Annotated in this window: 16 protein-coding genes and 1 pseudogene; 8 read left to right on the top strand and 9 right to left on the bottom strand. The window is 52.3% G+C overall.

The annotated features are described in order from the left end of the window. Positions 1-4 precede the first annotated feature (4 nt). Positions 5-907: an allantoinase PuuE gene (gene puuE / locus CHH28_RS07510; protein WP_094059722.1), complete on the bottom strand. Its 903-nt coding sequence runs from the start codon at positions 905-907 to the stop codon at positions 5-7. Between the two features lie 314 nt (positions 908-1,221). Here puuE and CHH28_RS07515 point away from each other — a divergent pair, with 314 nt between their 5' ends. Beyond that, the gene (locus CHH28_RS07515; protein WP_094059723.1) at positions 1,222-2,283 is read left to right on the top strand and encodes a lipin/Ned1/Smp2 family protein; all 1,062 of its coding nucleotides are present in this window, start codon (positions 1,222-1,224) and stop codon (positions 2,281-2,283) included. 45 nt (positions 2,284-2,328) lie between these two features. On the opposite strand, the gene CHH28_RS07520 is transcribed toward CHH28_RS07515, so the two are convergent. Continuing rightward, complete coding sequence (locus CHH28_RS07520) at positions 2,329-3,825, bottom strand: protein adenylyltransferase SelO (RefSeq protein WP_094059724.1); 1,497 nt, start codon at positions 3,823-3,825, stop codon at positions 2,329-2,331. 656 nt (positions 3,826-4,481) lie between these two features. On the opposite strand from CHH28_RS07520, the gene CHH28_RS20570 reads away from it, so the two are divergent. From CHH28_RS20570 to CHH28_RS07560, 6 genes and pseudogenes are all read left to right on the top strand, one after another. Next, a complete protein-coding gene (locus tag CHH28_RS20570; RefSeq protein ID WP_094059726.1) occupies positions 4,482-4,865 on the top strand; it encodes a transposase in 384 nt (127 codons plus the stop codon). Then, positions 4,769-5,260 (top strand): IS5 family transposase, encoded by a 492-nt coding sequence (locus tag CHH28_RS07535; protein ID WP_157729815.1) that lies wholly within the window; start codon positions 4,769-4,771, stop codon positions 5,258-5,260. Before CHH28_RS20570 ends, CHH28_RS07535 begins: the two co-directional genes overlap by 97 nt. Before the next feature lie 647 nt (positions 5,261-5,907). After that, the gene (locus tag CHH28_RS20575) at positions 5,908-6,291 is read left to right on the top strand and encodes a transposase (protein WP_094058567.1); all 384 of its coding nucleotides are present in this window, start codon (positions 5,908-5,910) and stop codon (positions 6,289-6,291) included. Further along, a pseudogene (locus tag CHH28_RS07550) lies at positions 6,258-6,686 on the top strand (IS5 family transposase); the annotation flags it as partial. The gene CHH28_RS20575 and the pseudogene CHH28_RS07550, both read left to right, overlap by 34 nt. A gap of 19 nt (positions 6,687-6,705) precedes the next feature. After that, positions 6,706-7,590 carry a hypothetical protein gene (locus tag CHH28_RS07555; RefSeq protein ID WP_157729816.1) on the top strand — a complete coding sequence of 295 codons (885 nt, stop codon included), beginning with the start codon at positions 6,706-6,708 and terminating at the stop codon, positions 7,588-7,590. Positions 7,591-8,277: 687 nt separating this feature from the next. Further along, positions 8,278-9,353 (top strand): IS3 family transposase gene (locus tag CHH28_RS07560; protein ID WP_094059730.1). Its coding sequence is split into 2 segments (ribosomal slippage): positions 8,278-8,530 and positions 8,530-9,353, totalling 1,077 coding nucleotides; the frame shifts between segments, so codons are not numbered across the junction. Positions 9,354-9,419: 66 nt separating this feature from the next. Here CHH28_RS07560 and CHH28_RS07565 read toward each other — a convergent pair. From CHH28_RS07565 to CHH28_RS07590, 6 genes are all read right to left on the bottom strand, one after another. Then, positions 9,420-10,001 (bottom strand): NnrU family protein, encoded by a 582-nt coding sequence (locus CHH28_RS07565; protein WP_094059731.1) that lies wholly within the window; start codon positions 9,999-10,001, stop codon positions 9,420-9,422. Between the two features lie 88 nt (positions 10,002-10,089). Next, positions 10,090-11,088, bottom strand: a complete 999-nt coding sequence (locus CHH28_RS07570) for a histidine phosphatase family protein (protein ID WP_157729817.1) — start codon at positions 11,086-11,088, stop codon at positions 10,090-10,092. A gap of 266 nt (positions 11,089-11,354) precedes the next feature. After that, positions 11,355-11,861: an NUDIX domain-containing protein gene (locus CHH28_RS07575; RefSeq protein WP_094059733.1), complete on the bottom strand. Its 507-nt coding sequence runs from the start codon at positions 11,859-11,861 to the stop codon at positions 11,355-11,357. A gap of 179 nt (positions 11,862-12,040) precedes the next feature. Further along, positions 12,041-13,171: a lipocalin-like domain-containing protein gene (locus tag CHH28_RS07580; protein ID WP_094059734.1), complete on the bottom strand. Its 1,131-nt coding sequence runs from the start codon at positions 13,169-13,171 to the stop codon at positions 12,041-12,043. Next, a complete protein-coding gene (locus CHH28_RS07585; protein WP_157729818.1) occupies positions 13,168-15,666 on the bottom strand; it encodes an ABC transporter permease in 2,499 nt (832 codons plus the stop codon). Before CHH28_RS07585 ends, CHH28_RS07580 begins: the two co-directional genes overlap by 4 nt. Before the next feature lie 24 nt (positions 15,667-15,690). Next, entirely contained in the window at positions 15,691-16,359 is a 669-nt protein-coding gene (locus tag CHH28_RS07590; protein ID WP_094059736.1) for an ABC transporter ATP-binding protein, read from the bottom strand. 124 nt (positions 16,360-16,483) lie between these two features. Between CHH28_RS07590 and CHH28_RS07595 the strand changes: the two genes are divergently transcribed. Then, positions 16,484-16,951: a DM13 domain-containing protein gene (locus CHH28_RS07595; RefSeq protein ID WP_094059737.1), complete on the top strand. Its 468-nt coding sequence runs from the start codon at positions 16,484-16,486 to the stop codon at positions 16,949-16,951. Positions 16,952-17,038: 87 nt separating this feature from the next. Here the strand turns inward: CHH28_RS07595 and CHH28_RS07600 are convergent, their stop codons facing one another. Continuing rightward, positions 17,039-17,893 (bottom strand): alpha/beta fold hydrolase, encoded by an 855-nt coding sequence (locus CHH28_RS07600; protein ID WP_094059738.1) that lies wholly within the window; start codon positions 17,891-17,893, stop codon positions 17,039-17,041. Positions 17,894-17,941: the final 48 nt, after the last annotated feature.

The following is a 17,941-nucleotide window of genomic DNA, read 5'->3' on the forward strand; positions in this document are numbered from 1 at the left end:
AGTGTCAGGCTGCAGGGTGATGCTCACGCCAATGGCGGGCAATGTCGGCACGCCGGCACACCCAAACCTGATCATGCTGCTGCACATAATCTAAAAACCGCATCAGTGCGGCAGCGCGACCTGGTCGGCCTACCAGCCGACAGTGCAAACCGATGCTGAGCATTTTGGGGCTATGCTCGCCTTCGGCATACAGCACATCAAAGCTGTCTTTTAAGTACTGATAAAATTGCTCGCCGCTGTTAAATCCCTGGTTGGTAGCAAAACGCATATCGTTGGCATCCAGGGTGTAGGGCACGATTAAGTGCGGTTTGCCGTTTTCCTCGATCCAATAAGGCAACTCATCGGCGTAGCTGTCGGCGTCGTAAAGAAAATCACCTTCTTCGCAAATTAAGCGCCGTGTATTAGGGCTCATGCGCCCGGTGTACCAGCCCTCTGGGTATTGCCCGGTAAGGCGCTTATGAATGTCCAACGCCTGGCGAATGTGCTCGCGCTCAACGTCTTCTGGCACGTACTGATAGTCGATCCAACGCAGGCCATGGGAGGCAATTTCCCAATCGGCAGCCAGCATGGCATCGACGGCAGCAGGGTTGCGCTCCATGGCCATGGCCACACCAAATACTGTGACGGGCATCTGGCGTTCGGTAAACAGACGATGTAGGCGCCAAAAGCCTGAGCGTGAACCGTATTCGTAGATGGATTCCATGTTCATATGGCGCACACCTTCGAGCGCCTGGGCGCCGACGATCTCAGACAAAAACGCCTCCGATGCCGCATCGCCGTGCAGAATGCAGTTTTCGCCGCCCTCTTCGTAATTAATCACAAACTGCAGCGCCACTCTGGCTTTGCCCGGCCAGCAGACCTGAGGGGGAGTTTGGCCGTAGCCGATTAAGTCGCGAGGATAGGTCATGGTGAAATCCTGTCTGGTTGGTCAGCTCGATTGTAGTCGCTAGGCGACTGGTTGCATACGGCCGTTGCATGGCTTGTGCACAAATCAGGCACATGCCAGCGTTAACACGGAATGCGTCAGCTTCGCTGGCTGGCCTGTTTGGCACTTGCCGCCAGCGATCAAGTTCGCTGAAGTGTGCAGGATGAAACAGAATCGTCATCACTCGTTCATGTATTGAAGGCATTGTGCGTTCATCCATTCTAGCGAAATAACCTTGGCAAAAACGTGCTTATTTCGCCCACAGTAAACCCTAGCAATATAGGCTTATTATAATTATGTCTCGATTCTCACTGTCTCAATCACTGCTGCGCTGGTCGTTGGCCTCCGTGTTAGCCACTGGTTCCATCGGCGCTTGTGCCATGACCAACCCTAAGGATGTTGGTGACGCCAACGGCGATGATATCGACGTTATTAACGATGGCATCATTGCCTGTACCGACTACAGTGCGGTGCAGCAGGCCCCGGCATTTAGCTTTCCTGCTCAGCAAGACTTCAAATCCTTTGGCAACCGTCTGTTGGCGTTGGATAAACCGTTCCACATGGGCCATGACAAAATCGTCAGTGCCGGCCAGGCCACCTCTTTGGTCGGTAAATTTGATTATGGCGCCGTCTTTCATAAAGACTTAGAAGGTGAAGAGGTGCAGGCGTTTATCACCGGCAGCGGCAAAGACGATTGGCAATATCTGGGGCAATTTACCACCAATAATGATGGTAAAATTTTTGTTCCAGTGGATGGCCAGCAGGAAGGCCAATATGTGGTGCGCATGGTGGTGCTGGGCGATTTAAGCTACACCGACGTGTATTTAACCGCCATTGAGGCGGGCCGCAAAGCGGTAGTGTTTGATATTGATGAAACCCTGACCAAAAGCGACCTGGAACAAATTCTGGATTACACCGGCATCGAAGCGGCAGACCCGCGCCCAGCGGCAGGCCAGCTGGTGCAGGAATACATCGACCGCGGCTATCACCCAGTGTTTGTGACCGCTCGTACATACTGGTACGCCAAAGGCACTCGTCGTTGGCTGCGTGACACATTAAACCTGCCAGACTTTACCCTGCGCACCACCTTCGCCAATCAGCAAGGCTTGTTTGAAACCGCGCAGTACAAAACTGAAGTGATGCAGGCCATGCAAGACGCCGGTGTTGAGTTTGTGCGTGCGTATGGTAATGCCGATACCGATGCCGAAGCTTTTGCCAACGTTGGTATTCCACTATCAGAAACCTACATGATTGGTGAAAATGCCGGTATTAATGGTACACAAGCCATCACCGCTGAAGGTTACCAGCAGCATATTGCCGATGTGGTATTAAATACGCCGCACAGTGGTTGTCAGTAATATTAAAACGATCACACGATAACGGGCGCTTAAGCGCCCGTTTCTTTATGTACCACAAAAGGTTTTTAAAACCTTCTCACCCTCGGCCGGTGGTTGCTGGTAGGCAAGGTGCTCTGGCTGTTCATCAAACGGCTGAGTAATGATTTCTAGCAGCTTATGAAACGGGCGTAAATCGCCGTCTTCTTCTGCGGCTTTAATGACCTCAGCGACTCTGTGATTGCGTGGAATATAGGCGGGGTTCGTGGCCAGCATTTGCTGTTGTTGCTGCTCAGGTAACAGTGCGTCTTGCGCTTGGCGCTGTTGCCAGCGCACATGCCAGTCGTTAAATAATTCCGGGTGATTAAACAACTCAGCTACCTGGCGATAAGCATCGTTGTTTTCATCCTCGCCACAAAGCCAAGATAAACGGCGGAAAAACAAGGTGTAATCGACCTCGCCTTGCTCCAGTAGTGCCAATAGGTCATCCACCAGGGCGCTGTCACCATCATGCTCTGTGCTCAACCCCAGCTTGCGACGCATGCCGGTCAGCCAGGCTTGCTGGTGGCGCTGTGAATATTGCTCTAGACACTCTGTTGCTAATGCTACCGCCGTTTGCTCATCGTCGCTGATTAATGGCAATAGTGTTTCGGCTAGGCGCGCCAGGTTCCATTGGCCAATGGCGGGCTGATTGTGAAAGGCGTAGCGACCGCCACGATCAATAGAGCTAAACACCTGCTCTTTGCGATAGGTGTCCATAAAAGCGCAGGGGCCATAGTCGATGGTCTCGCCACTCACCGTCATATTATCGGTATTCATCACACCGTGAATAAAACCCAGCTGCATCCAGTGAGCAATCAGCTCTGCTTGGGCTGTGCATATGCTTCTTAATAATGCCAAGTAAGGCTGCTCGCTGTTTGCTGCTGGCGAGCAAAGAATCTCCGGAAAATGTCGTTCAGTGACATGATCGGCCAAGGTCTTTAACGCATCGAGATCGCGGCGCAAAGCAAAATATTGAAACGTACCTACACGAATATGGCTGGCGGCAACGCGAGTAAATACTGCACCAGGTTCTAGCCGCTCACGCACAACCGTTTCACCACTGGCGACCGCCGCTAAGGCGCGTGTGGTGGGCACACCGAGAGCGTGCATGGCCTCGCATAATAAATACTCTCGCAATACCGGCCCTATGGGTGAGCGGCCATCACCACCACGAGAAAACGGCGTGCGACCGCTGCCTTTTAATTGCATATCAAAGCGTTGGCCCTGATCGTCAACCACCTCGCCCAACAACAGCGCGCGGCCATCGCCCAGTTGTGGATTTAACTGACCAAACTGATGGCCGCAGTAGGCCATGGCGATAGGCTCGGCACCTTCATGCAGGCGATTGCCCGCAAACCACTGTGCCAGCTCCTCATCGCTGGCTTGGCGGGCGTCAATGCCCAGCTGCTCGGCTAAAGCACTGTTAAACGCGATTAACTGTGGCTCAGCCACCGGCGTTGGCTGAGTGGCGGCATAAAAGTGCTCGGGCAAGCGGGCGTAGCTATTACGAAAGGGAATCTGCATGGCCTAAACCTGAGTAAAACAGTCAGGATAAAGGTGGGGGAGGGGGCTGTCTAGGTGTGGGTAAGTATTGCGCTGAGCTGCACTGCACTAAAGCGAGTGGGAGTTATACTCGATATTTGCGGCTTACAAATAATAAGTGAGTATTTGGTTAGCCTCGCGTTTTAGGGCTGTATAGCGCTAAGCGCTAAGCCCTATGCCCTCCTTGAGGGATCTTATCCCTCACGCCGGACAGGCGAATTCCCTGCTTCGCGCTGAGCAGACCGTGGCTCCTTCGTTGCCAATGTTGTGGTCGCCGCAACGCCAACAGCCTGCATCCCGGCAGGATGTTGGCTGGTGCTGCCATCCGGGCAGCCCCTGCGGGCACAGTCATTGCCAACTCAGGCGGCCTGCTAAGGCGCGGAAAACCTGGGCGCGAGAGCGAGTTTAAAAATTAGAGCGACTGTCACGACAGTGCTGCACCTAAACAGCCGACATATTCTGTCGCCTAGCAGCCTTGCCTGTAGAGTCGCCCAGTGATAGATTAAAATCAATAATATCAACAGCTTGTAGTCTAAAGGCCCGAGCTGCGCGGCCAGTGGCTGAAGAGATACTAGAAGCTGTTTCATAACCTTCAGTCCGATATAATAATCAAAACTATCAGCTTCAACTCCTCCACCATGAAACGTTCAACCTCAGAACTGACCGACCAACAGTGGGCACACATTGAGCCTTGTTTACCCAGCCTGCCTCGTGGCAAAGGGGGTCCCAAACCTATCAGCAATCGAGCCTGTTTCGAGGGCATTTTATGGGTCTTACGTTCTGGTGCGCGGTGGCGTGATCTACCTGAGCACTATCCTTCACCGAGTACCTGTTGGCGCCGCCTTCAGTACTGGGAAGAGCAAGGAGCATGGCTCAAAGCCTGGCGTAAATTTCTTCGCGCTCTAGATCAACAGTCGCGGCTAAATTGGGAAGAATCGTTTTCGGATGGCAGTTTTGCGCCAGCAAAAAAAGGGGGCTCGGTGTTGGAAAAACCAAGCGGGGTAAGGGGTCGAAATGGATGATAGTCGTCGATGGCGAAGGCGTTCCAATCGGGCTGACGCTTGGCTCAGCGTCACCGGCGGAGGTCAAGCTGATTGAGGCTTTGCTAAATGTTGCCTATGGCAAGAGCAAGGTGAAGCGTTTGATTTACGATAAAGCGGCAGATTCTGATCCTCTGCGAATGGCGTTAAAGAAGCGGGGTATTGATCTCATTTGTCCACATCGTCGAAACAGGAAAAAAGCCCCACTACAAGATGGTAGAAAGCTGAGAAGGTACGCTCGTCGTTGGAAAGTAGAGCGTACGTTTTCTTGGCTTGGAAATTATCGCCGATTGGTGGTTCGATGGGAAAGAAAGCTCTCAATGTATCGAGCCTTCTTTCACGCCGCCTGCATGATGATCGTGCTAAAGAAGTTGTGAAACAGCTTCTAGTAATGCGCGTTTTCTGGAAAAAATGTGGCAGAAAGCAAGTTGCTAAGCTTTTAATCAAGAGGTTACGATAGATTCCTTGAATGGTTCTAGCTGGCAAAATAGGCACGTAAACTATTAAAATTTTAGCTGCATACAACCTGCCGCATTGAGTAAGTGTCAATTTTTGGTTGGTAGGGGTTTTTATATGGAGAAGTGCAATAAATGGAAAATTTTACATTTATCGAAGAATATAATGACCTATTTGTACGATTTGTAAGGTACATTGCTGGCCAGAATTTTGATAGATGCCTCATAAGTATGGAAGGCAAGCCTTTCAGATTCGAAATACAAGGCTTTCTTCAAACTGATTCAAATCTGAGATCTGATCTTAAGCAGTGGCCGGAATGGATTGCTCTTGATAAAAAGGTTCAAGATTGTGGGGGTGATCCTTTAAATCATTACTTTGTCTTCGGGTATCAATTTTCAGATCTTCTTAATTCCATAAGGTTTGTAAAAACCCATGTGGTCCCAAAGTTTGAAAGTCACTTGCCTCATTTGGGTAATATTATTCATGATCAGACTATTTTGAATAGAAGCTGTTTCATAACCTTCAGTCCGATATAATAATCAAAACTATCAGCTTCAACTCCTCCACCATGAAACGTTCAACCTCAGAACTGACCGACCAACAGTGGGCACACATTGAGCCTTGTTTACCCAGCCTGCCTCGTGGCAAAGGGGGTCCCAAACCTATCAGCAATCGAGCCTGTTTCGAGGGCATTTTATGGGTCTTACGTTCAGGTGCGCGCTGGCGTGATCTACCCGAGCGCTATCCTTCACCGAGTACCTGCTGGCGCCGCCTTCAGTACTGGGAAGAGCAAGGTGCATGGGTCAAAGCCTGGCGTAAGCTTCTTCGCGTTCTGGATCAACAGTCGCGGTTAAATTGGGAAGAATCGTTTTCTGATGGTAGTTTTGCACCCGCAAAAAAAGGGGCCTCGGTGTTGGAAAAACCAAGCGTGGTAAGGGGTCGAAGTGGATGATAGTCGTCGATGGCGAAGGCATTCCAATCGGGCTGACACTTGGCTCAGCGTCACCGGCGGAGGTCAATCTGATTGAGGCTTTGTTAAATGTTTCCTATGGCAAGAGCAAGGTGAAGCGTTTGATTTACGATAAAGCGGCAGACTCTGATCCTCTGCGAATGGCGTTAAAGAAACGGGGCGTTGATCTCATTTGTCCACATCGTCGAAACAGGAGAAAAGCGCCGCTGCAAGATGGTAGAAAGCTGAGAAGGTACGACCGTCGCTGGAAAGTAGAGCGCACTTTTGCTTGGCTTGGAAATTATCGGCGATTAGTGGTTCGATGGGAAAGAAAGCTCTCAATGTATCGAGCCTTCTTTCACGCCGCCTGCATGATGATCGTGCTAAAGAAGTTGTGAAACAGCTTCTAGTACATTGATGTCTGGAGAAATGTCATTTGGGGGGATGAAAATAAGCAGATATGTGATATTGATACAAGGGTTGAAAGTTAATGGGAAGATTGAATTAGAAGGTTTCGGCTACTTTGACGCGATCATGGAGAATATAGAGGAATATCCAGGGTTCTGGTTTTGTGGCACTCCCAGTCACTTATATTCTGCATTCTATACCGAAAAAGAAGAGATACTAAGTAATGGATTTCTTTGTAGGCTGATGACTGCTATTCGGACCTACCAAGAAAAGGACATTCGTTTCGATAGTGTTTTAGTAGAATCGAAAGGTGTTATTGGTGAACCCAGTTATACGCCTTTTCATGGTTTGTCGTACAGAGAAGACACAGCATTATTTGGGACAGAAGCTCCATGCTTAATGAAGTTGAATCCAGAAGATTCAAGAGAGTTTGCCCAGCATGTTTTAAGTATGATTGCAGGGTTGTCCCATATGGAGATTTGCTGTGAGTATTACAATTATTCTAAGCTTTCTCCTAAGCACCTTCAGGTTCCAACTTCGTTTATCTCTGTTGAGTCGATTTTTCCAAATAGCAGTAATGATAAGCAAAACACACTTGCAAGATTGATTGTTCATTTGCTAGATGAAGATGATGATTTTGGAGAGCTTGTAAAGAATTATTATCGTCTAAGAAATAACATTGTTCATGGTAACAAGAGTGGTGAAAGAAAAATTCTTGAAAGAATTGGTAGAGATCATTTGAATGCTCCAGGTTTGAATGAAATTTTACGAAGACTATTTGTTAATTTGGCAGATAAAAATTGGAATCCTGCCAAGGATACGAAAACCTTAAACAGGAAGCTAGCAAGAAAAAATACAACCCGGACGCCCACTCGAGTTAACAATAATAGATAGCTATGTTCACGGCCTGGCGTTCAGGCTACCACGTCTCAGCAGGCCGCCAGAGTTGGTAATGGCTGTGTCCGCAGGGGCTGCCCGGACGGCAGCACCAGCCAACATCCTGCCGGGATGCAGGCTGTTGGCGTTGCGGCGACCACAGCATTGGCAACGAAGGAAGAACGGCCTGAGCAGCGCAAAGCAGGCTGAAAGCTATCTACGTTGCTTCTGCTGCGTTAAAAAGCGCTCGTGCGCGAGTCCGACTCGCAATGCTCACTTACTATTTGTAAGCTGCGCTTGTCGAGGACGATTCTCTCGCTTTTTGCCTGGCAGAAACTGCCTCGATGAACGCTTTCAGTCGCTCGTCGGCCCAGCGTGAGGGATAACCTCAACGAGGGCATAGGGTTTAGCTTTTAAAAACTATATGCGCGATAACAAACGTGCCTCCCTAAGAGGGCTGTCATTAGCGTGCGAGGCTATGATATTTTTTAATACCGTTCAGCTATAGGAAACGGGATACTAACGGGACATCCACTCTAAGCTTTGACGGTGCTCTCGCGCCAAAATTTTCCGCGCCTTAGCAGGCCGCCTGAGTTGGCAATGGCTGTGCCCGCAGGGGCTGCCCGGACAGCAGGGTAATCCCCCCGAAAAATAACAGCAGCCAAAAGTAGAATTTTCTCGTAACCTAAGCGCAGGAGATTCTGCATGAAAAAATCACGCTACACAGACAGCCAGATCATGGCGATTCTCAAGCAATCCGAGGCTGGCACGCCTGTGCCGGAGCTTTGCCGTGAACATGGTATGAGCAGCGCGACATTTTACAAATGGCGAGCCAAATACGGTGGCATGGATGCCTCCCTCATGGCACGTATGAAGGAGCTTGAGGAAGAAAACCGACGCCTCAAGAAAATGTACGCCGAAGAGCGCCTCAAAGCTGAGATCATTCAGGAAGCCATGGCAAAAAAGTGGTGAAGCCCCAGGCGCGGCGTATGCTGGCTCAACCATCTGTCGTTGAGCGCAAGATCAGCATTCGTCTGGCCTGTCGGATGTTCGCCGTGAGCGAAACCTGTTACCGCTATCAGCCCAAACTCAGTGACGAAAACGCTGACATCGCCCACCGACTTATAAAGCTAACTGATGCAGAAAGCGACTGGGGTTTTGGGCTTTGCTTTGACTACTTACGCAACGTCGAGGGGCATCCATGGAACCACAAACGTGTTTATCGGATCTATTGTGAGCAGGCATTGAATTTACGTATTAAGCCTCGGCGTCGATTAAAACGACAGGTGCCTGAGCCACTGAAGGAGCCCATCAGGCCCAACCAAATTTGGTCAATGGACTTTATGCACGACCAATTAGCGGATGATCGTCACTATCGGCTATTTAACGTCATCGACGACTATCGGCGTGAAGCACTGTGCACCGAAGCGGATTTTTCATTGCCAGCCCCCAGGGTTATTCGAGCACTGAATCAGCTACTGGAGTGGCGACCGAAACCCACTGCAATACGCTGTGACAATGGGCCGGAGTTTATCAGTAACGAGTTTGTTAAGTGGGCCAGACTGCATGGTATTCGAATTGAATACATTCAACCTGGAAAGCCTCAGCAAAATGCCTATATCGAGCGTCATAACCGCACAATGCGTTACAGCTGGGTCAGCAAGCATCTGTTTGAATCAATTGAGGAAGTGCAGGAGTATGCAACGAACTGGTTGTGGTTTTACAATCACAAACGGCCACACAAGGCCAATGGAGGCAAGCCACCTTTGATGGCAGCCTAATTTCTACTTTTAGCGGCAGTTAAAAATGGGGGGATTACACCAACATCCTGCCCAGGCCAATAACCCCTACCCCCCAAACGGCGCCACGCCAATTAACCAAACATGCCCCACCATGGCAAAGGCCGCCCAAGCCACTAAACCAAGCACCACAGCGATGACATCGCGGACAATACCAACAGCCGGGTATTGTTTGTCAGCGGCGCGGTCACGCTTGCGCAATACAATAAAACCAAACACCGCCCAGGCCAAAAAGCCGCCAAATAACAGCACATCGTGCAGGCCGCCGTTAGCGATTAAGTGAGACAGTGCCCATACCTTGGTCGCCAGTAGCATAGGATGGCCAATGCGAGCTTTGATATGTGTGCCAGGCACATAGGTGGCCAGCAGTAAAATAAAGGCGGGCAGGGTAATCAGTGCGGCGAGGTGGCGTGTCCAGGTTGGTGCCAGCCATAGCCAGGTCGGCTCCAGTCGCGCTTGTCCATAGCCAATAACTAACAATGCAAACCCTAACAGCGAGGCAATTGCATAGAGGCCTTTCCAGGGCAGAGCGCCTAATTGATGTATTCGTTGCTGGCGCCAATTTGGCGCTAGGAAATTAATCGAATGTACGCCAAGAAAAATCAACAAACCAACAATGAGTAGGAGCATGGGCGGGTTCTCTTATCGTGATCACGGTGTGATCACTGTACTCAGTTGCAGCCGCCGGGGGAACCGCAGGCAGAGGGTTTAATTGCTATCAGCGGCGATGATTGTGGCGACTGTGTTGCTGCATTTGGTGCTGCAAGCATTGCAGGGCAGGCAGCCAATGATGCTGTACTAACTCGGTCATGGCGTGCTGGATCGGCACCCAACGGCGCTGGCGATATTGCTCTGGCCATTGCGCATGCTCAGTGAAAACTTGCAGCGGAAACACCTGAATTTGGCAGGAAGCACCCCATTTTTCGATGTCCATCTGACTCATCGGCTGAGCGTGACAGTGCCCCTCTACGCCCGCTTGCTCCGATGCGATTTGAATGGCGGACTCTTCAGCAAATAGCCCAGGCTCTAGTGGACCTTGGCAAAACGTCCAGCGCTTGTCTGCGCGACTGCGAATTAACAAAACTTCCATGCCAATATCGGCGCGACGATAAGGAATGGTGGCCACCTGCTGATAATAAAATGCCGGCTTACGCCGCCATTCCAATCCTTGCATACCACGAAAAGGGAAGGCTCGCGGCAGTTCACGTGCGCGCACTAATTGTTTGAGTTCGGTTTGCTGTAGCTCCGGCAGTTGTTGCTGGGGCAATAACTTAAACCAGGCCAAGCTGGCGGTGGGGAGTAATTTTCCGTCGTCTGGGTAGGGTGGTGGTGTGTCACTCAGCTGCTCAATCAGTTGCTCCATCCCTGGGTTGTGGCCGACAAGCAGCGGTCGTTGCGATGCTGGCCCTGGCGCATCGGCCAGTCTTTCTGCCAGAACTTCCAATAAGGTCGCTGGGCTGGCCATGTACAGGCGTCCGTCCAGGGAAATGCGCTGCGGATTGATCCCCATGGCGCGTGCACACCAATGTGCGGTTTGCTGCGCGCGCGTCGCAGGTGAGGAAATGATGCTGGTGGGAATGCACTCGTGTTGCCATAACCAGGCACCGATGCGCTCGGCATCACGCTGGCCGCGTTTTTTTAGCGGCCGGCTGATATCCGGGCAGTCCACCGACCAATCGGATTTACCGTGGCGCAGCAGCAAAAACTCATCGCTCATGAGGCCCTCCCAGGGCTTTTCATGCATGCCCGATCAGGGCTATTCGGGGCGTGATGCTAGCCCACAATCTATCTATGCACGATTTAGCCAGCTGGCGCGGCTATTGGCAATACACGGCCAACAGTGGAAGCGGTGAAAGATGTTGATGTGTTAGAGAGGTGTGAGGTGCCAGGTGTTAGGTGTTAGGTGTTAGGTGTTAGGTGAGCAGTGACCACGTGAGAGGAGGCAGCACCAAACAGAGTGGTGCTGTGAGCTGCCCTGGCAGCTCAACCGTTGGGATCATCCTGATAAGCGCCAACGTAGGCGGAGCGTGGCTTAGCTGAGAGGTTGGCCAGGCGTTTTAATAAATACGGCTCTGCTAGGTAGACGTCATTGAGGTAGTCCTCCGGCACCCACATCACGGCTTGTTGGTGGCGGTCTGGCTCTGGCCCATTTTGCGGTGCGTAGCGCCCTTTTAACTGGCAATGAAACACATGATCGACGATGTGCCGGTAGACATCTTTGCTGCCCGTGCGTTTACGGTAATAGTCCGCCACCCACACCATAGAGCCCACTTGCACTTCAGCGCTGAGCTCTTCCTGGCATTCACGCTCTACCGCCTGTTCGAGAGATTCGTTCGGCTCTAGCTCGCCGCCTGGCAAGCCAAAATAAACCCCTTTTTCCGGGCTGAATTTCTGAATCATCAGTAACCGATCTTGGTGGCGAATCAGCGCACGCACGGTGTTACGAATTTGCGGTTGTATCTGCATTGGAACCTGGGTTTGAGACAACATGATCCTCACGCTCCTTATGACACTTAGATGACAAAAAATCAGAATATTGGCCAAGCACGCGGTGCTCAAACTAACGCGGCACGATGAGCGGCAATATCAGTCAGACTCATCAATTTATCAGCGTCGCAGCGACTTGCCATTCAAGCTTGGTGAATCTCTGTCAAGAAAGGTCCCGGAACTTAATACCCCGTCATTTCCAAATAACCCACACCCACGGCTTGTTCTTTGTCGAACACCTGTACGGGCCCTTCCCAGTAGGGGAATAAGGTATCGAGCCAGGCATTGGCGGAGCGGGCTTTAATTTGCCACTGACGGTTTAACTCTGGCAATGACAATTGCCAGCCGGTGGGAATGCGCTTTTCGCCTTGTGCGGTATCAATAACGTCAAAGCCCGTGGGCGTTAGCTGAATATCGTCGCTATTTAATGGCGTGACCTTATGCTCGGGCGTGATCCAGCTGCCGGAGTAATAATGCTGCTCTGAGTCGCTGTGGCGCAGACGAAAGGCCATCAGTTTATGGCCGTCGGCCAGTTGCAGTGAAAACCAATCCCAACCGCTTTGATTTTGCGCCAACGGCTGTGAGCTCCATTCGCGATCGAGCCAGCCCTGGCCAGTTAACGCGACGCTATCGTTAGAACGGGGCTGCCACTGGCCAACAATATTGATGCTGGGCTGGCTGTAATAATAACTGGCCTGACCTTGCTCGGATTTTTGGCTAAAGCCTTGCTCGCCGTGCAACACCCAAGGCTTGTTGCTGCTGAGCTGCAGCGTGAGCGGCTGGCCCTGAATACTGACGGTTAACCTCCCCGGTAGTGGTGAAGGGCCATCCCCCAGCCACTGCCAGTCGTCCAGCCAGGCGTCAAATACAGGTTCTGCTTGTACACCGGCCTGGCCAATGCCGCCACGGGCAAAGCGCTCTTCGTACAGGTGTGTATCGCCTTGGCTAATAGCGGCGTGTGCCATCCAACTTTGGCGACTGGCCCAAGGGGAGTCATTTTCTAGGTCCTGTTGCTGAGCAACCTGTTCTTGGGCAAACAGGGCCTGGCGAAAAAGAGTAAAGTGCACACCATAATGTTGGCCGTTGGCGCCCTCGAGGTTGGCGGTTAGGTACCACCACTCAATGCGAAAATCCGGGTGAGAGCCGTGATCGCGTGGAAAATCTAATGTATAGCCCGGGAGTACCGGCGCAAACTGCGCGGCACCGTCGCCGTCGCGCAATACCTGATAAACGTCATTTGCCTGCTGGCCATAGCCAAGCCCAGCCCACAGCAATAGCGCCAGCACTGGCGCTGCGCAAAACCACTGCCTCATTCGTCGGCCCCCAATTGCTTTAACGCATAAGGTAGGCGCTGGCGCACTTGCAAGGCGGCGATGGCAAAGGCGATGGCGGTTACACCCAAACACAACAGCGCCAATAACAGCGCAGGTCGGCCTTGCCATTGCAGCGGCATGGTCCAACCAAACGACAACACGTTGATGTCATGAATCAATAACCAGGCCAGCGCGCTGCCCAGGGGAATGGACAGCGCCCAGGTGAGCATTAAACACAGTGCCAATGGCACCGCCGTGAGTTGCAGCCACTCGCGCCAACTCACTCCCATAGCGCGCCAGTGGGCATAGTGCGGTAAACGCTGCTGATGAATAGCGAGCAAGGCGGCCAATAAGGCGATACCGGCGACGGCAAAGGTCAGGGTATTGATGGCGGCCGTCATGGCAAAGGTGCGATCAAAAATCCGCAGCGAAAGCTGCAATATGGCGCGGCGGTCGATCCAATCACCGGGCTGGGCACCGGCCTCAACTAACGCCTGTTCTACCTCGGTCATATTGGCGTCTTCATTTAGCCACAGTGCCAGCCCTTGAGGTTGTGCACTCGGCCACAGCTGTGCCACACGCTGATAAGGCAGATAAAACTGAAAATAGGGGTTGCCATAGTCGTAGTAAAAACCAGCAAGGGTAAAGCGCTGTTGCTCACCATTGCCAAGCGGCAAATAAATAACATCGCCTAGTTGTTTACCGGCTAGGTGTTGCACTTGCTCATTGGCCAGGATGCCGTCGTCAGGCCAAGCTGCTCCGCTTTGTGGATAATTCTGGCTGGGTGGATAACTCTGGCTGGCCATGGGCAGCTGTTGCACATCCGGCGCGCTGGGGTCGAGGCCGCGAATTAGAGTCGGGCGCTCTTGCCAGCGCAGGCGCAAACCATTGCGCTGATGGCTATCCAGCAGCCAAGCATGTTGGCTGAGCTGGTGGGCATCGAGCTGCTCGCTTTGCACGTAGACATCGGCGGCAATGCGTTGCTGCAGCCAGTTATCCAACGCTTGGCGAAACGAGCCGACCAGATTATCGACACCAAAGTTGGCGGTGAGCGCCAGCAACATGGCCATCAGCGCCGGGCGCAGTGGCCCTAGCTGAACTTGCCCTTCTGCCCAACACCATTGCGCCAGCCCAGGCTTGGCGTTTTGACTGAGCCCATGCAGACATTGGCTTGCTAGCCAGGGCAACAGCCAGGCGCCAGCAAATAACAGTACCGCCAACAAGGCAAAGCCATGAGCGAGTGAACGGAGCCAGGGGTAGGACAACAGCGCCAACGCCAGCAAAACCAAGGAGCTGATGGCCAGGCGGCGTTGACTGCGCTGTTCTTGCTGCAACAAGTCTATGCCTTGGCGCTGCGCCAGCACATCTTGGCGGCTGCGTTGCCATAGCGGCCATACCAGGGCCATCAATAGCCCAACACTGGTCAGCAGCCAGGCCTGCAGCAATACCTGAGGCTGTAGCAATAAACGCTGATCCAATACGGCGCCATAAAGATGTTGCAGTGTTGCAGCGACGGCGGGCAGTAATAACTGGCTTAGGCCAAAGCCCGCAGCCAGCCCCAGGGCGGTGCCGATTAAGCTTAGGGTAAAACCCTCCAGCATAATGGCGCTAGTGAGTGTGCGGGCACTCACTCCCAGTTCACGCAGCGTGGTCAATGTGCTGGCGCGGCTGTGCAGGGCAAAGCGCACGGCGTTAAACACAATAAACAGACCGACGGCAAAGGCCAGCAAACTCATGGCATTGAGGTGAATGTGCAAGCTGGCGGTCAGCTCGGTTAAATCTAACGGTTGCTGATTGCTGCGACGTTTGAGCTGGGGGGCGTATTGGCCAAGCCATTGATCCAGCCGCTTAAGTTCGGCGGGATTAATGGCACCGACGGCTAAATAGCTGAGGTGGGTTTCGCCCAAGGTGATGGCCGCTGCACCTATGTCCATAAACAGGCGTTGGCCTTGGCGTGGCTGGCTATCAATGACGGCCGGTGGCAGCTGGCGACCATCACGCAGGGTTAATCGTTGCCCGGCCTGTAATGGCAGCGAGTTGGCCAGGCTGGCGGGCACCCACACGGCGTAAGGCGGCTGGCTCAGTTGTGACCAGGCGTGCATATCGACGCGACTATTGCTCTGCGCTTCCGTTGGGCTTGTGCGGCTGGCACCCATGGCCATTAAATCCGTGGCGATGAGCGTCAGTGGTTGGTTATCTGGTGTGCTCAAACGCAGCTCTAGCACTGGGTAGACTTGGCGAAATCCAGCGCGGCGCAGGGCGACATAATCGTTTAAATCGACTCGACCTTGGGGCGATTGAATCCAATGGCTGGCCTGAGCATCGAGCAGCAGGTCGGCCTCGGCATAGCTGGCACGGGCATGGGCATTAATGATGTGCACCGCCGACCACAAGGCCACGCCGGTAATCAGGCCGAGCAGCAAAAACAGCGTTTGACTGGGGTGGCGGCGATAATGGCTAAGCAGTGTTAGCCAGCTCCATAACAACGACCTCAAAGCAGCGACCTCATAAAAATCGCTTCACGCTGATGGCTCGGCGTGTAAACGGCCATGGTGCAGACGCCAGCTGTGATCACAATAGGCGGCCATGGCTGGGCTGTGGGTGACCATCAGCAAACTGCTGCCGTTATCGCGCACCAACTGACTGAGCAGCTGCATCACTTGCTGGCTGGTGTTTTCATCCAGATTGCCGGTGGGTTCATCGGCCAATACCAAAGCAGGGCGGTGCAGCAGGCTGCGGGCGATGGCCACGCGCTGTTGTTGGCCTCCGGACAGCTGCTGCGGCAAGCGTTTTAGTAGCGGCCCTAAGCCAAGTGTTGCAATGAGGTGCTGGCGAAAGTCATCGTCAAGGTGGCCGCTTAAGCGCGCTTGCAGAGACAGGTTATCGAACACAGTGAGGGTCGGGACCAGATGATATTGCTGAAAAATCAGGCTGAGTTGAGTGCGGCGCAATTGATTAAATTGCTCATCACTAAACTGATGTAGTGGTTGCTCTTGCAGCCAAATTTCACCGCCATCGGCGCGATCTAAACCAGCAATTAAGTGCAATAGTGTGCTTTTACCGCTGCCGCTTTCGCCCAGCAATGCCGCCGATTGGCCAGCTTCTAGCTGCAGCGATGCTTGCTGCAACACGCTGACCTTGCCGTCGGGTTGATCAAAGCTTTTATTCAGTTGGTTAATACGCAGCATAAACACCGGCTTCCAGCGACTGTGCTGTCATTGTTACCTGTTCGCCCGGGCTTTGCCACACTGTAAGAATCTGGAAGCTGTGGCGACTCACCAGCAACTACCCATCTGATTGGAGATCACTGCATTGAAAAAGTTAATCACGCTGCTGCTGAGCCATGGCCTGGTGGCGGTATTCGCCTTTGCTGCAGGCATTTATACCCTGCCGATTTTAATAGCCGAAGCACCTCCGAGTGCAGCGCTTTGGCAGCAACGTGAGCAGCAGGTGGTGTATCGCACGGCATTTGATCATCAGCGTCAAGACAGCGACTGGCTGCATCGCGGCCAAGGTGAGGTGCTGGTAGGGCGCGATTTTGTTTCGTTTCAGGGCTCGCTGTCGCCAGGGCCAGATTATCGCTTGTATTTCTCGCCCGAGTTTGTCGAAACCGAGGCCGACTTTTTACGCTTAAAAGAGCGCATGCTGAACGTCGGTGATGTGCGCAGCTTTGACGGTTTTGATGTGCGCTTTAACGCAATCGACTTAGAGCGTTATAACAGCGTGATTGTTTGGTGTGAGTCGATGAACGAGTTTATTACTTCGGCGCGTTATCGCTAAACGCTGAAGTTAGGCCTTAGGTCAGCACGGCAGTGAGAGAAGCCAAGTACAAATAAGTGTGACTTGGCTTCGCCGGGTGAGCGGCTTTTATCCTGGCAGTTCAGACAGAATGAACTTGTCCCATAACTCGCGGTAGCGCTCTCGATGCCAACCAATATGGCGTATGGCTTTTTGATTGACGTCGTGTGGATGAACGGTTACTGCCGACTGCGGGGCGCCACTGAAAAATTTGTGCAGGTCGCTAATGCTCTTGGGCGACATCATTTCATCATCGGAAAATGACAATATCGTCATGGGCGTTTTTACTCCGGCAAAACGCTCCCTTAACCAGTCACCTTCGTGGCCCACCGCATAGTCCTCGTTCAAACACCATCGGCGCCATTGCAGCATAACGTCTTTCGGTAAATCGCACATGACCTTGAGTTTTTTGCCGGGAAAATAGCCGAGTAAAGGTACGGTTAATGGGACTAAAAAGTACCAAACCAACCAGACAATGCGTTTGGTGGGGGCGGAGTTGTACCACCATGTGCCAGTACCTGATGCCACCGTGATGATTTTATCCAGACGGTTGGTATAGCTGTTTTCCATCATGCCCAGCATATGCCCACCCACGCTATGGCCAAACCAAATCAGTTTTTGCTGCGGAAAGTGCTGCTGTGCGTAATCTATCACGGCTGAGCAATCGTATTTGGCCCAGCCGAGCTTGTCGCTGCGGCAATGTTTGACATGACCATCCACCGACAGCCCCATACCATTATAATCAAAGGTAATGACGTGATACCCTTGCTTGGTCAGCCACAACGCAAAATCATCGTACAAATACTGCCCGACACCAGTGGCGGGGGCAATAATACAAACGCCTCGCGCTGTTTTTTGTGTTGCAAAAACATGAGCAACAATGGAGTGTCCTCCAGCCGTAGCAATGTCAATTTTTTCTTTCATGTTGTCACCTCAGATTATTTTGCAAATGAAATAAGCCAGAGCTTTTTC

The sequence above is a fragment of the Bacterioplanes sanyensis genome (assembly GCF_002237535.1).
In the GTDB taxonomy this organism is placed as follows: Bacteria; Pseudomonadota; Gammaproteobacteria; order Pseudomonadales; family Oceanobacteraceae; genus Bacterioplanes; species Bacterioplanes sanyensis_A.

Bases quoted from the DNA above. Each gene is read 5' to 3' on its own strand.
- CHH28_RS07515 (WP_094059723.1), top strand. From the start codon at position 1,222: ATGTCTCGATTCTCACTGTCTCAATCACTGCTGCGCTGGTCGTTGGCC.
- CHH28_RS07590 (WP_094059736.1), bottom strand. From the start codon at position 16,359: ATGCTGCGTATTAACCAACTGAATAAAAGCTTTGATCAACCCGACGGC.
- CHH28_RS07555 (WP_157729816.1), top strand. From the start codon at position 6,706: ATGTCTGGAGAAATGTCATTTGGGGGGATGAAAATAAGCAGATATGTG.
- CHH28_RS07600 (WP_094059738.1), bottom strand. From the start codon at position 17,893: ATGAAAGAAAAAATTGACATTGCTACGGCTGGAGGACACTCCATTGTT.
- CHH28_RS07580 (WP_094059734.1), bottom strand. From the start codon at position 13,171: ATGAGGCAGTGGTTTTGCGCAGCGCCAGTGCTGGCGCTATTGCTGTGG.
- puuE (WP_094059722.1), bottom strand. From the start codon at position 907: ATGACCTATCCTCGCGACTTAATCGGCTACGGCCAAACTCCCCCTCAG.
- CHH28_RS07520 (WP_094059724.1), bottom strand. From the start codon at position 3,825: ATGCAGATTCCCTTTCGTAATAGCTACGCCCGCTTGCCCGAGCACTTT.
- CHH28_RS07565 (WP_094059731.1), bottom strand. From the start codon at position 10,001: ATGCTCCTACTCATTGTTGGTTTGTTGATTTTTCTTGGCGTACATTCG.
- CHH28_RS20570 (WP_094059726.1), top strand. From the start codon at position 4,482: ATGAAACGTTCAACCTCAGAACTGACCGACCAACAGTGGGCACACATT.
- CHH28_RS20575 (WP_094058567.1), top strand. From the start codon at position 5,908: ATGAAACGTTCAACCTCAGAACTGACCGACCAACAGTGGGCACACATT.
- CHH28_RS07575 (WP_094059733.1), bottom strand. From the start codon at position 11,861: ATGTTGTCTCAAACCCAGGTTCCAATGCAGATACAACCGCAAATTCGT.
- CHH28_RS07570 (WP_157729817.1), bottom strand. From the start codon at position 11,088: ATGAGCGATGAGTTTTTGCTGCTGCGCCACGGTAAATCCGATTGGTCG.